Source organism: Psychromonas sp. (assembly GCF_983033635.1).
Genome location: NZ_CEZLMY010000011.1, coordinates 1 through 12977, shown reverse-complemented (window position 1 = coordinate 12977; position 12977 = coordinate 1). Strand labels below are relative to the sequence as shown.

The 12977-nt window shown below is 40.7% G+C and carries 12 protein-coding genes and 1 tRNA gene; 9 read left to right on the top strand and 4 right to left on the bottom strand.

Annotated features, from left to right (window positions below; all coding sequences use genetic code 11):
- The first annotated feature begins 173 nt into the window (after positions 1–173).
- The 4 genes from hfq (at position 174) to hflC (ending at position 3968) form a co-directional block, all read left to right on the top strand.
- Positions 174–401 (top strand): RNA chaperone Hfq, encoded by a 228-nt coding sequence (gene hfq, locus AC4GME_RS02705; RefSeq protein ID WP_490376079.1) that lies wholly within the window; start codon positions 174–176, stop codon positions 399–401.
- A gap of 129 nt (positions 402–530) precedes the next feature.
- Positions 531–1823, top strand: coding sequence for a ribosome rescue GTPase HflX (gene hflX / locus AC4GME_RS02700; protein WP_490376078.1), 1293 nt, complete (start codon positions 531–533; stop codon positions 1821–1823).
- Between the two features lie 103 nt (positions 1824–1926).
- On the top strand, positions 1927–3102 hold the full coding sequence (gene hflK, locus AC4GME_RS02695) for an FtsH protease activity modulator HflK (RefSeq protein WP_490378989.1): 1176 nt from the start codon (positions 1927–1929) through the stop codon (positions 3100–3102).
- On the top strand, positions 3102–3968 hold the full coding sequence (hflC, locus tag AC4GME_RS02690) for a protease modulator HflC (protein WP_490376076.1): 867 nt from the start codon (positions 3102–3104) through the stop codon (positions 3966–3968). The genes hflK and hflC overlap by 1 nt, the downstream gene beginning before the upstream one ends.
- Positions 3969–4055: 87 nt before the next feature.
- Here hflC and AC4GME_RS02685 read toward each other — a convergent pair whose 3' ends face one another.
- From AC4GME_RS02685 to AC4GME_RS02670, 4 genes are all read right to left on the bottom strand, one after another.
- Positions 4056–5453 (bottom strand): MBL fold metallo-hydrolase RNA specificity domain-containing protein, encoded by a 1398-nt coding sequence (locus AC4GME_RS02685; protein ID WP_490376075.1) that lies wholly within the window; start codon positions 5451–5453, stop codon positions 4056–4058.
- A 340-nt stretch (positions 5454–5793) separates the two neighbouring features.
- Positions 5794–7035: a leucine-rich repeat-containing protein kinase family protein gene (locus AC4GME_RS02680; protein ID WP_490376074.1), complete on the bottom strand. Its 1242-nt coding sequence runs from the start codon at positions 7033–7035 to the stop codon at positions 5794–5796.
- A gap of 218 nt (positions 7036–7253) precedes the next feature.
- On the bottom strand, positions 7254–8609 hold the full coding sequence (gorA, locus tag AC4GME_RS02675) for a glutathione-disulfide reductase (protein ID WP_490376073.1): 1356 nt from the start codon (positions 8607–8609) through the stop codon (positions 7254–7256).
- A gap of 27 nt (positions 8610–8636) precedes the next feature.
- A complete protein-coding gene (locus AC4GME_RS02670; protein WP_490376072.1) occupies positions 8637–9758 on the bottom strand; it encodes a phosphoserine transaminase in 1122 nt (373 codons plus the stop codon).
- A gap of 333 nt (positions 9759–10091) precedes the next feature.
- On the opposite strand from AC4GME_RS02670, the gene AC4GME_RS02665 reads away from it, so the two are divergent.
- The 5 genes from AC4GME_RS02665 to AC4GME_RS02645 all read left to right on the top strand — a co-directional run bounded on the left by AC4GME_RS02665 (position 10092) and on the right by AC4GME_RS02645 (position 12970).
- Positions 10092–10487: a hypothetical protein gene (locus AC4GME_RS02665; protein ID WP_490376071.1), complete on the top strand. Its 396-nt coding sequence runs from the start codon at positions 10092–10094 to the stop codon at positions 10485–10487.
- Between the two features lie 199 nt (positions 10488–10686).
- Positions 10687–11196 (top strand): sigma-70 family RNA polymerase sigma factor, encoded by a 510-nt coding sequence (locus tag AC4GME_RS02660; protein WP_490376070.1) that lies wholly within the window; start codon positions 10687–10689, stop codon positions 11194–11196.
- Between the two features lie 233 nt (positions 11197–11429).
- Positions 11430–12410, top strand: coding sequence for a permease (locus AC4GME_RS02655; protein WP_490378988.1), 981 nt, complete (start codon positions 11430–11432; stop codon positions 12408–12410).
- Positions 12411–12428: 18 nt separating this feature from the next.
- Positions 12429–12662 carry a thioredoxin family protein gene (locus AC4GME_RS02650; RefSeq protein WP_490378987.1) on the top strand — a complete coding sequence of 78 codons (234 nt, stop codon included), beginning with the start codon at positions 12429–12431 and terminating at the stop codon, positions 12660–12662.
- Between the two features lie 232 nt (positions 12663–12894).
- A tRNA-Trp gene (locus AC4GME_RS02645) sits at positions 12895–12970 on the top strand.
- The last annotated feature ends 7 nt before the right edge of the window (positions 12971–12977 follow it).

The window sequence follows — 12977 nt, the reverse complement described above, 5'->3', positions numbered from 1 at the left end:
GGCAGTGAAGAGAATTTTGATCTGATTAAAGCGGTTTTATAAGTTGAAACCAAGTCACTCTTTTAGAAAGTGTTATGGATCAAAATTTTGAGTCATGAAATCGGTTTTTATTTAACCATTGTTTATACTGGCTGAGCTTAAAAACTATCTAATAACAATAATAGGAAAAAACAATGGCGAAAGGACAATCACTGCAAGACCCATTTTTAAATACGTTACGCAAAGAGCGTATTCCAGTGGCAATTTATTTGGTAAATGGCATCAAGTTACAGGGGCAGATTGAGTCGTTTGATCAATTCGTTATCTTATTAAAAAATACCGTTAGCCAAATGGTTTACAAACATGCTATTTCAACTGTTGTACCTGCGCGCGCAGTGCCAACGATTCCTCATGTTGATTAACATTTAAAATATTTGCTGCAGTTTATTTTGGCTTGCCTTTGTGCAGGCCATTTTTTTATCTAACCCCTGTCGTGGTTATGGTAGGATGATTCCCTGTTAATTTTATTCATTTCTTAGTTGGAGCTATATTTGTTTGATCGTTACGAAGCCGGTGAACAGGCTGTTTTAGTTCATATCACTTTTTCCGATGACAATAAAAAAGAAGATCTTGATGAGCTGAAATTACTAGTAAGCTCTGCGGGAGTCAATGCAGTTGATACTGTGACAGGCTCTCGAAAATCCCCTCATGCACGTTATTTCGTCGGTACAGGTAAAGCACAAGAGATTGCTGATACGGTAAAAGCGGCGCAAGCGGATGTGGTTATTTTCAATCACGCCTTAACACCTGCTCAGCAACGTAACTTGGAAGCACTGTGTGAATGTTTAGTGCTGGATCGTACGGCGCTGATTTTAGATATTTTTGCGCAACGAGCGCGTACCTATGAAGGTAAATTACAGGTAGAACTCGCGCAGTTGCGTCACCTTTCAACACGTCTTATTCGCGGTTGGACGCATCTTGAGCGCCAAAAAGGCGGTATCGGTTTACGTGGTCCCGGTGAAACGCAATTAGAAACAGACAGACGTTTGTTACGAGCGCGAATCAGCACAATTAAATCTCGTTTATCGAAAGTGGAAAAGCAGCGGGACCAAGGTCGACGTTCGCGTCAACGTAATGAAGTACCAACAATTTCACTGGTCGGTTATACCAATGCGGGTAAATCAACACTGTTTAATCAAATCACAGGAGCGAGCGTTTATGCGGCCGATCAATTATTCGCAACACTTGATCCGACCCTGCGTAAAATTGATGTGGAAGATGTCGGCAACTGTATTTTAGCTGATACGGTTGGTTTTATTCGTCACTTACCCCATGACTTAGTGGCTGCGTTTAAGGCTACATTGCAGGAAACGCGTGAGGCAACCCTGCTTTTACATGTTGTTGATTGTTCAGATGATAATTACCGCGCTAATATTGATGCAGTACAAAGTGTGCTGACTGAGATTGATGCGGGAGAAGTGCCGCAATTAACGGTTATGAATAAAATTGATGCTTTTGATGATATTCAGCCGCATGTCGATTTTGACGATCAAGGTAAACCTGTTCGCGTTTGGTTATCAGCACAAACCGGTGCTGGGACTGAGTTGCTATTTGAATCGTTAATGGCAATTTTATCAGGACAAATTCGTTCTCTGCGGCTTGCTATTCCGCCAGAACAAGGAAAGCTACGTGCGATTTTTTACCAACTGGACTGTATTGAAAACGAGTCTTATGCTGAAAATGGTGACTGCTTATTAGATATTCGTTTAAACAATATTGACTGGCTGCGCTTGATAAAACAGCAAGGTAGCTATATAGAAGAGTATATTGTTAACGCTAATTAGAGAGAAACAACATAATATGTCATGTTTCCTTTATTATTAGAGTGAACATTGTTACATTGTTGTATTCTATCACTTATTTATATTACTTAATCGGGAGCTAAATATGGCTTGGAATGAACCGGGAAAAGATAAAGAAAAAGATCAAGACCCGTGGAAAAACAATGATAAAAAGAAAGACCAGGGGCCGCCTGACTTAGATGTTGTTTTCCAGAAACTGGCAGATCTGTTTGGTAAAAAACGATCTGGTGGTAATGGTAATGGCAATAATAGTGGTGGCACTAAGTTCGTCATTATTGCTGTTTTTGCTGTGCTTGCCATAGTGTGGTTTGTTAGTGGCTGGTACACAGTCAAAGAGTCAGATCGTGGTGTGGTATTACGTTTTGGTGCTTACCATTCTCAAGTTGATCCGGGTTTACACTGGAATCCAAAATTTGTCGATCGCGTTATTCCGATTAATATTGAAGCATTCCGTACTATGCCGACAACAGGTTTCATGTTAACTGAAGATGAAAATATTGTGCAGGTGGCGATGGAAGTGCAATACCGAATTATTGCCCCAGAAAAATATTTGTTTAGTGTTACCAATGCGGATAATAGTTTATTACAAGCACTTGATAGTGCATTACGTTTTGTTGTCGGTCATTCAACTATGGATGATGCATTAACAACGGGCCGTGAAGTAGTGCGTCAAGAGACATGGGAAATGCTGGATAAAATTATTACACCTTACGATCTTGGTATTGAAGTCGTTGATGTCAATTTACAACAAACACGTCCGCCAGATCAGGTTAAAGATGCCTTTGATGATGCTATTGCCGCTCAGGAAGATGAACAGCGTTTTGTCCGTGAAGCGGAAGCTTATGAGCGTGAAAAAGAGCCGATTGCTCGTGGTCAAGTGAAACGTATTGAACAGCAGGCGCAGGCTTATAAAGAGGGTATTATTTTAAAAGCGCAAGGTGAAGTTGCCCGCTTTAATAAATTATTACCTGAATATAAAGCAAGCCCTGAAGTAACACGCCAGCGTATCTACCTTGAAACGATGGAGTCTGTATTTAATAACAGCAGCAAAGTGTTAATTGATAATAAGGCGGGTGGTAATTTAACGTTTTTACCGTTAGATAAATTGATGAACAAAGGCGTGAACAGCAGCTCTGAAGTAAAGGGGGTGTCAGAGATTGAAACCCGCTCTAAAGCTGATGAAAAAGCAGATCTAAACGAGCGTTCCTCAAGCAGCGATCGACTATCTCGTAGTAGCCGCAGCACAGGGAGAAACTACTAATGAATAAATTACTTATAGTTCCAGTTTTACTTGTTTTTGTTTTTATCAGTAGCGCATTTGTTGTTTCTGAAGGGCAGAACGGTATCGTGATGCAATTTAGTAAAGTTAAACGTGATGCTCAAGATGTGCCTGTTGTATATCCTCCAGGTTTACATTTTAAAGTGCCGTTTATCGACTCTGTGCGCATTATGGATACACGTATCCAAACACTTGATGATCAGGCGGATCGCTTTGTAACGTCAGAGAAAAAAGATCTGATTATCGATTCTTACGTTAAATGGCAGATTGAAGATTTAGCGGTTTATTACCTCGCTACAGGCGGTAATAAAATGCAGGCGGAAGCTCTGCTTAAACGCAAAATCAACAACGGCTTACGTAGCGAAATTGGTTCTCATACCATTAAAGAGATTGTTTCGGGTAAACGTGGAGAAGTGATGGAAACAGCACTTAAACGTATGGCGCGATCGAGTGAATTAGGTATTAAAGTGGTTGATGTTCGTATTAAGAAAATCAACCTGCCTGCAGAGGTAAGTAACAGTATCTACAAACGTATGCGTGCTGAGCGTAAAGCGGTTGCCAAAGAGCATCGTTCTCAAGGTCAGGAGCAGTCTGAGGTGATCCGCGCGAATATCGACCGTAAGGTATCGATTATGTTAGCGCAAGCTAATAAAGAGTCATCGGAAGTACGCGGTGCGGGGGATGCGCAGTCTTCAAAAATTTACGCCGATTCCTATACCCAAGATGCAGAATTTTTTGCCTTTTTACGCAGCATGCAGGCGTATCAGAAAAGCTTTTCTGATAAAGATGATGTAATGGTATTAAGCCCTGATTCAGACTTCTTTAAGTATATGAATAACAAAGATTAAAATTATTTAATCTAATTATAAAAAGCCCCGTTTTGTGACAACAAAACGGGGCTTTTTTGTATCATAATCTAAATTTTTTAACGGCTACTAAATGTAAACTTGTTCGCCATATTCGACAATATGGGCGGGTTTATGCAGTTGTTCTTCGACAGCCTGTTTAAAGATAGCTTGTTTGTCAGGCTCTCCGTGTATTAAAAATACCTTATCGAGTTTTTCAAACTCTGCCATCCAGGCCAACAGATCGCTTTGATCGGCATGAGCTGAAAATCCGTTAATCATATGTATTTGTGCATTCACCTGAATCTTTTCGTGATAAAGCGAAATGAACTCTATACCATCGATCATTTGCCGCCCCTGCGTGCCCTGCACTTGATAACCCACAAATAAAACACTGTTACGGGCATCCCATAGGCGGTGTTTAAAGTGATGCAAAATGCGCCCGCCTGTACACATTCCACTGCCTGCAATAATAATGCAGCCGCTTTCCTCCTTATTAATCAGCATGGAATCATGCTCTTTGAGTGAGTATTGCAGATAGGGAAAATCAAAAACAGTGCCGTCACGTTGCAGCAGTTTATTGGCTGAAGCATTTAATTCACTGTGGTAATTGCTATAGATTTGCGTGGCGCGTATGGCCATCGGAGAATCTAAAAACACCTTGCAGACGGGAAGCTCCCGGTCGTAATACATCTGCTTAAGAAGCAGTAGAATCTCTTGCGTCCGCTCAATCGCAAAGGACGGGATCAGTACGTTACCTTGGTTTTTTAAGGTGTTGATAATAATCTCTTTAAACTCATCTACGCTCTCTTTTAAGCCGCGATGATTACGATCACCATAGGTCGATTCAATATAAAGTGCATCCGCTTGTTTAACAAAAGTTGGCGCAGGCATGATTAAGTCTTTGTGAGCGCCTAAATCACCACTAAAAACCACTGATTTTGTGTGGCCCTCTTCTACAAAATCGATTTGAATAGTTGCGGAGCCCAGAATATGCCCTGCATTTCTAAAGGTGACTTTTACGCCGGGGACAAGCTGAATTGCTTTATTGTAGCTGGTATATTGAATGTTTAAATCAAACACGGCTTTAGCATCATCAATACTATAGATAGGGGGGCGAAGCTGTTTTTCTTCACCGGATCTTTTAGCCTTTCTAAGTGCGGTTTTAAAATCCTCTTCTGCAATTTTGGCACTGTCAATTAAGACGACCTCAGCCAATTCCATCGTTGCTCTTAAAGCGATCACTCTGCCGTCAAATCCTTCTTTGACCAGTTTAGGAATGCGTCCAATATGATCCAGGTGGGCATGAGTGATTAATAGAATATCGACTTTTTTGGGATCAAAATCAAAAGGTTCAAACGCCAGCTTTTCATCAGTGCCTTGAAAGTAACCGCAATCGACCATAATTTTAGGCCCATTTTTAAGCTGTAAAAAATGGCATGAACCGGTAACCGTCTCAGCACCGCCAAATGATTGGATGAAAGCCATAGATAATCCTTATAGTGGTATACCTTTGACTATAGCATCGCTTATATATATCGGATAAGTTGGGCAAGAGAGTGAGCGTTTAACAAACTACATCCCCTTTTTCTTTTTTGTTTCCAGTATAAATAATCTCAACTCGGAATAAGCAAATCGATACAGAGCAGCTATTTCCGCGTATTTCTGCGTTAAATCAGCGACCAATAGCCAGCTATTGCTATGCTGATTTGCCTTGAACTACACAAAACTATCAACACTGTATACTATAAAAGTTTAACTCTATGATATTAAATAGTATTGTGCTTTCATTATCCCGTGCTGAGGTTAAAGAGAGGGGCTCCATATTTTAATGAGCAATCTGCTGTTTAAGCAGGTTAAATTTCTCACTGCGCAGATCTTCTTCGGCACAAATAGTTAATAGATCATCAATAAAATGATGCAGTGCGCGCTGTTCAATCAGCTTGATCTGCACTTGCTGCTCTGCTGTCAGCATCTGATAGATAGTCGCCGCACCAAAATCACCGAAAATGATATTGGCTTGTTCATCAAACAGGGTGTTATGTGCGTATAAGTCGCCATGGCATACTTGTTTTGCATGTAAATGGGTAAATACATTTTCCATCTGCACAACGATTTTATCAATTTGCTCAATGGATAGAGTAAAGCCCTGTGGAAAGGTATCACGTGTGCAACTTTTAAAGCATGGCGGTAGCCCTAAGTTACTATAGTGATCTGGTATCAAATTCATGATTAATGCTAAATACTCTTTTTCATTTACTTGTGCTAAAGACTGAATTAAATTTGGATGATTGCCTACTTTCAAACACGCTTGTAATTCGTCTTCTGGGTAACCATCGCTCGTTACCTCGCCTTTAAATACTTTAACCGCAATATCAGAAGGGAAGGTGGCTTGCTCTTCATTCCAAGTCGCCTTTGAAATAATGCCAGATGCACCTTGGCCAAGTACTTTTTGTAACGTGAAGCTGGATGACGGTATTTCTGGGACTGATTTAATGCTGACATCGGACTGGCTAAACGGATTACCTGAAAATGCAAACCAAGCAAGTTTAGGTAAACCCAGTAATTGAGCTGGGCATTCTTCCAGTTGATTGGCAGAAATACGTACTAACTCCAGATTTGTAGACTGAGCTAAGGTTTGCGGTAGATGTGTTAAGCGATTGCCTGCTAATGCTAACTTTTGCAGTCGTGACCGTTCGCCCAAAGTGTCTGGTAAGGTTTCAATATGGTTATCGGTTAAGATCAGCCAACGTAACTTTGCGGGTAATGCATTTTCTGGAACCTGATTGATTTTATTTGCTTTGAAACCCACCATCTCCAAGTTAGGGCATTGCCCAAGTACTTCAGGTAGTGTCTCAAAGAGATTATTTGAAGCAAAAATGATTTTAAGCATTTTTAGCTGCATTAGCTCTTCTGGCAATGAAGTTAATTGGTTGTCGGATAAATCAAGAATTTCTAAGCTATCAGCCAGTGATAAAATTTCTAATGGGAATGACGTTAAGTTTTCTGATATTTTCAAGTACTGAATGCCGATTAATTCGCCAGATTTTAGCTGAGAAAGTGTATGCAAAATGATAAGTCCATGCTGAGTGTAAGAGAAAAATAGGCGTAGTCTACTAGAAAAGAGAACAAAAAGGAGAGGAGCAGCTTGATTGCTTATAGAAAAAGTTATATCCCATCTTTTTGAAGATGCTGACTCTTGCTCGGGTGTCAGAATAAGGCACAGTATAAGAGAGGCTTGGCATGCACAGAATGTGCATGCCAATTAGGGTAGATTGTGAGTTCTATCTACAGAGTAACCAACTCTTCGGCACTGGTAGGATGAATCGCAATACAGCTGTCAAAATCAGCTTTAGTGGCGCCCATTTTTATCGCTACGCCAAAACCTTGTAATATCTCATCCGATGCAAAACCGATACAGTGCAGTCCGACGACTTTCTGCTCTTTACCGGTACAAACAAGCTTCATGCGGGTAGGTTGACGATGTGCAGTCAGTGCAGTGTACATACTGGTAAACTGCGAGGTATAAACGGTTAAATTATCTTTACCGTATTGATCGATAGCTTCAAGCTCGGTTAAACCTATGGTGCCGATTGGCGGATGACTAAATACCACAGTCGGGACGAGTGTTGTATCTAAATGCGCATCAAGTTGACCGTTGAATAAACGTTCTGATAATTGTCGGCCCGCTTTAACAGCCACAGGTGTTAATTGAATTTCACCTGTATTATCACCGACCGCATAAACTCCCTGAACACTGCTGTTCTGGTATTTATCAACCTTGATAAAGTTGCGCTCATTAAGCTCTATATCAGTATTTTCTAAGCCTATTCCCGCATTGGCTGGCGTACGCCCAATTGCCCAGATAAGACAGTCAACTGTTACTGACTTTTCATTTTCCAGATGTAAAGTCAGGCTGCCATCGGCATTTTTTTGCACTGATTTTGGCACGGAATGGGTGTGTAATGTTGGTCCCTCTTCCTGCATTACTTCAACCAGTGTTGATGAAAGCATGCAGTCAAATTCACGCAGGAAAGTTTGGCGGCGGCAAAGCAGATGTGTTTCACTGCCGAGAGCGTTAAATACACCGGCAATTTCAACCGCAATATAACCGGCACCAACGACTGCCACACGCTTGGGCTGCTGCGTTAATGCGAAGAAACCATCGGAAGTAATACCATATTCTGCGCCTGCAATATTCGGCACAGTCGGCGCACCACCTGTTGCTATAGTGATATGCGGGGCTGTGTAGGTTTTACCGTTTACTTCAACGGTGTGATTGTTGATAAATTTAGCAAAACCATTAATTACAGTGATCTTATTATTACCGAGTACGCGCGCATAAGAGTGATGGATACGTTCGATATAGGCATCGCGACTTTCGATCAGTTTTGCCCAGCTGAATTTTTTTAGCGGTGCTTCAAAACCGTAATCTGGCGCATAACGCAACGCATCAGCGATTTGTCCTGCATACCACATCGCTTTTTTAGGCACACAACCGAGATTAACACAGGTGCCGCCTAAGGCTTCTGCTTCGATAATGGCAACCTTTTGTCCATATCTTGATGCACGGTTGGCAGACGCGATACCACCACTGCCGCCACCAATACAGATATAGTCAAAATCGAATTCATTGTCGCTCATATTTACTCCTAATTATTCTTTTGGGTATTAAGCTACTTCTTGGTATGCCCAAGTAAGCCATGGCAGTAATGCCTTAATATCTTGTTCTTGAACTGTGCTGCCACACCAGATACGCAGACCGCTTGGAGCATCTTTATAGGCACCAATATCATAAGCGACCTGGTTATCTGCCAGCAGTTTAATAAATTGTTTAATTTGCGTATCGTCTAAATCTACAGATAAACAAACACTGGTATTTGAACGGCTTGCTGGGCTTGAAGCTAAGAAATTAATCCAACTGTTTTGTGCAACATAAGCTTCTAAAACCGCTAAGTTATCTAAAGACTTTTTAATGCTTGCTGCAACACCGCCAAGATCGACTACCCAATTTAAAGCATCCTGATAATCTGCCACACAGAGCATCGAAGGGGTGTTAATGGTTGCGCCTTTAAAAATACCTTCAATCAGTTTACCGCCTGCGGTTAAACGGAAAATTTTAGGCATTGGCCAACTTGGTGTATAGCTTTCTAAGCGTTCAACCGCGCGAGGGCTTAAAATAATAATGCCATGTCCACCTTCACCGCCTAGTACTTTTTGCCAGCTGAAAGTGGTTACATCTAATTTTTCCCATGGCATTTCCATGGCAAATACAGCAGAGGTTGCATCGCAAATGGTCAAGCCTTGGCGATCATCTGAGATGAAATCACCATTTTCAACTTTTACGCCAGAGGTGGTGCCATTCCAAGTGAAGACTAGATCATTATCTGAATTCAGTTGTGATAAATCGGGAAGTTGCCCGTAATCGGCTTGAATCTGATTAACGTTTTCCAATTTCAACTGTTTAGTAATATCAGCAAACCAGCCTTGGCCGAATGATTCCCAGTAACAGACATCAACCGGGCGAGCGCCAAGCATAGACCACATAATCATCTCCATCGCGCCGGTATCAGACGCTGGAACGATTCCTACTCGGTAACCTTCAGGCAGCTGTAAAATCTCTGCTGTATCTGTAATTACTTTTTGTAATGCATCTTTACCAATGGCTGAACGATGTGAACGGCCAAGTGTTGAAAGATCTAACTGATTAATATCATAACCCGGGCGTTTGGCACATGGCCCTGATGAAAAGTTAGGATTAGCTGGTTTGATAGATGGTTGTGGATTACTCATTGTTAAGATCCTTTTTAAAAACAATTTATTATTTTTCGTTGCAACGTTTGATGTGGTATGGAATTATTATACGCAAAGCATTTACAGATTCCCCTAATTTCTGATGCTGTTTAAATTTTGCAAATGGAACATAAGCTTAGCCTAAATAGTTGCAATGTCGAAGTGACAAAGTAGATGAAAAGTTTGTCTTTTATTCAAAATTCGATATCAATGGTAAATGAGATAATTATCTGAAAAATATGGACAATATGAATCCGCTACCGATAGCCGTGCTATAGTTATTTTGTATGCAACCATCATTATGGGCAGGATCAAGAAGGGATTTAAAATAAGATGCTGGATCATGGGACATTAGATTTTAAATTAGAAGATAATATATTAATTATTGAAGGCCGCGGTCCATGGAATAAGGAAGCGATGATCCTTTCATCTGAGAACGCGAACTTAGTACAAAAGCAACGAACAAAGGATGAATGGGGGGTGATTGCCATTATAAATGGCGAACCAATCCACACTCCTGACGCTGCAGAGCTACTCGTAGAATACATTAAATATGATAAAAATAATGGGCGGGTGGCAACCGCATTAATTTTAACGGACTCTACTTTTCCTGCATTGGGTAAGCGACACATTTCAGAGCTGTATAATAAAGCAGGCGAAGCATTTCAATTTTTCAACAATATCACTGATGCTAAAATTTGGATGCACTCTTTATTAGTAGATAAGTGAAGTTACACTTAACTCGACTGCGTTAGTCGGAGGAGTGAACTGCTAACTTTCTTTGCATATTTATACAACTGCCTCTAAAAACCCCCTTTATACTTATGCTGTCGATCTGTGTCCGCTTCCTTTTTTTTGTTGTTCTAAGCTAAATTGTATAAGCTAAATTGATTATTTGCTTATCAGGGTAATTATTTTGGATTGTTTAATGGCAGCTTGGGATGAAAACGAACAAGCGATAAAAAGCTGGTTAGTGAAGAAAACAGGCGATCACGATCAGGCTCAAGATCTTCTGCAAGATATATTTATTAAAGCACTGCAAAATAAAGAACGCTTTTGTACATTAACCCATGCAAAAAGCTGGCTCTTTACCATAGCGAAAAACAGTATGATTGACTCTTATCGCCAAGCGAAGTTGGAAATCGGCTCTGTTTGTAGTGAGGCTGCTGAGGAAGATCTGCATGCACCTATTGTCAATCTGCAGCAATGTCTGCTACGTGTTCTTTGCGAGTTGGATGAGAATGATAAAGATATAATTGAGCGGTGTGATATGCAGGGGCTATCGCAAATAGAGTATGCTCAGAGCAGAGGATTATCCCTTACGGCAACTAAATCAAGAGTTCAGCGAGCGAGAAAAAAACTTCGTGAACAGATGATCTCATCTTGTAATGTAAAATTTGATCAGCAAGGTGTCAGCTCTTTCACGCCAAGAAAATAATTTAAAATAATCTGCATCTTTTCTCGAACTTGCGCGTGTTTATAAATAGACACATATACCAATCTATATAAGTAAATGGTCTGAAATTGCGCAGGAAAAGTTAATGATAACAAGGCGTTTGATTGAGTAATAGCTAGCTATTGGGATTGAAAACAACGAAGTTATCGTTAATTTTAACCAGCAAGATTGATCAGATATTTATATAGATTGGTATTAATAACTGGAGAAAATTGATGCTGGACTGGTTCACCTATTTTGCCGACTGGGTAACGTACTCACTATTTAAGCTTTCTGCTGATAGTAAATTTGCCGATGCCGTTCACTTTTTTATTGAAGACACTGCTAAGATTTTAGTCCTTCTGATAGTGCTGATTTATCTTATTGCAGTTGTCAGGGCAACACTAAATCCGGAAAAAGTACGTTATTATCTACAGGGGAAAAATCGCTTTTTAGGCTACATTCTCGGCTCGATTTTTGGCTCTGTCACGCCGTTTTGCTCCTGTAGTTCAATTCCATTATTTATGGGATTTGTTTCTGCACGTATTCCTCTTGGCGTTACTATCGCATTTTTACTGACTTCCCCTCTAATCAATGAAGTTGTTGTGGTGATGCTCGGTTCATTACTTGGCCTGAAATTTACACTTCTGTATATCTCTATCGGCTTAGCACTGGGCATTACGGCTGGTTTTCTAGTTGATTTAATCAAAGGTGAACGTTGGTTAGCACCGTTTCTTGCCGAGCAATACAAACGGGATGATGCCGCTCCCGTGCTTGAATATCAGGATAAAGTCATGACCTTAGCTGAGCGTCATCAATTTGCTAAAAAAGAGATGCTGACCATATTTATCCGGATCTGGAAATGGGTGGTGCTTGGGGTCGCGATCGGTGCTGTTATTCATGGTGCGGTTCCTGCAGCCTGGTTTGGTGAACACTTAGGGGATCGGCAGTGGTGGTCAGTTCCGGTTGCAACTTTACTGGCTATCCCTATGTACGTTAATGCCACCGCGATTGTGCCGATTCTGGAGAGTTTATTACTAAAAGGGGTACCGCTGGGAACGACGCTTGCTTTTTGTATGAGTGCTGTCGCAGTCAGTTTACCTGAATTTATGATGCTTAAGCAGGTGATGAGCTCGCGCTTATTAATACTGATTGCCGCTTATTTGCTGGTGGCTTTAAGTTTATTGGGTTGGTTATTTAATGCAGTTAATTTTTAAAATAAAAGAGGGTATAAAATGAAAAATATTAATGTGTATGGTTCTGGTTGTAAAAATTGTACAAATACAGCGGAGTTAATAGAAAAAACAGCTAAGCAGTTACAGATTGAAATAAAGTTGTCAAAAGTGAGTGACCTGCAGGCAATAATGGAAGCGGGAGTCGTTAGTACTCCTGCCGTAACTGTTGATGGTAAACTTGTTCATGCAGGCTCGGTTCCCGATGTGCAGACAGTAAAAGAGTTTTTTAGCTAACTGGCGCTAAAAAGAGGGATTAAATCAGCTGTTGTGTAAGTCACAAGATAAAAAAATAGAATCCTTACCTCCTTTCTTTTTGATGGGAGCAGCAGCTTTATTAGCAACAGCATTTAGTTGAGAAGTTGCTCTGTTATTTCATATTGTTTGTTGATTTTATAGGCAGTTGATTGTGTTTATGTAAAAAGCACTTTACTTTAAAATTAGCTTAGGTATTATTCGCCTCGTCTGCAGGGGTGTAGTTCCAACGGCAGAACGACGGATTCCAAATCCGTATGCTGGGAGTTCGAATCTCTCCACCCCTGCCACATTATA

What these genes read in the sequence shown, in the direction of transcription:
- AC4GME_RS02665 (WP_490376071.1), top strand. Translation starts at nt 10,092, where the DNA reads ATGCTGGATCATGGGACATTAGATTTTAAATTAGAAGATAATATATTA.
- gorA (WP_490376073.1), bottom strand. Translation starts at nt 8,609, where the DNA reads ATGAGCGACAATGAATTCGATTTTGACTATATCTGTATTGGTGGCGGC.
- hflK (WP_490378989.1), top strand. Translation starts at nt 1,927, where the DNA reads ATGGCTTGGAATGAACCGGGAAAAGATAAAGAAAAAGATCAAGACCCG.
- hfq (WP_490376079.1), top strand. Translation starts at nt 174, where the DNA reads ATGGCGAAAGGACAATCACTGCAAGACCCATTTTTAAATACGTTACGC.
- hflC (WP_490376076.1), top strand. Translation starts at nt 3,102, where the DNA reads ATGAATAAATTACTTATAGTTCCAGTTTTACTTGTTTTTGTTTTTATC.
- AC4GME_RS02655 (WP_490378988.1), top strand. Translation starts at nt 11,430, where the DNA reads ATGCTGGACTGGTTCACCTATTTTGCCGACTGGGTAACGTACTCACTA.
- AC4GME_RS02660 (WP_490376070.1), top strand. Translation starts at nt 10,687, where the DNA reads ATGGCAGCTTGGGATGAAAACGAACAAGCGATAAAAAGCTGGTTAGTG.
- AC4GME_RS02685 (WP_490376075.1), bottom strand. Translation starts at nt 5,453, where the DNA reads ATGGCTTTCATCCAATCATTTGGCGGTGCTGAGACGGTTACCGGTTCA.
- AC4GME_RS02670 (WP_490376072.1), bottom strand. Translation starts at nt 9,758, where the DNA reads ATGAGTAATCCACAACCATCTATCAAACCAGCTAATCCTAACTTTTCA.
- AC4GME_RS02650 (WP_490378987.1), top strand. Translation starts at nt 12,429, where the DNA reads ATGAAAAATATTAATGTGTATGGTTCTGGTTGTAAAAATTGTACAAAT.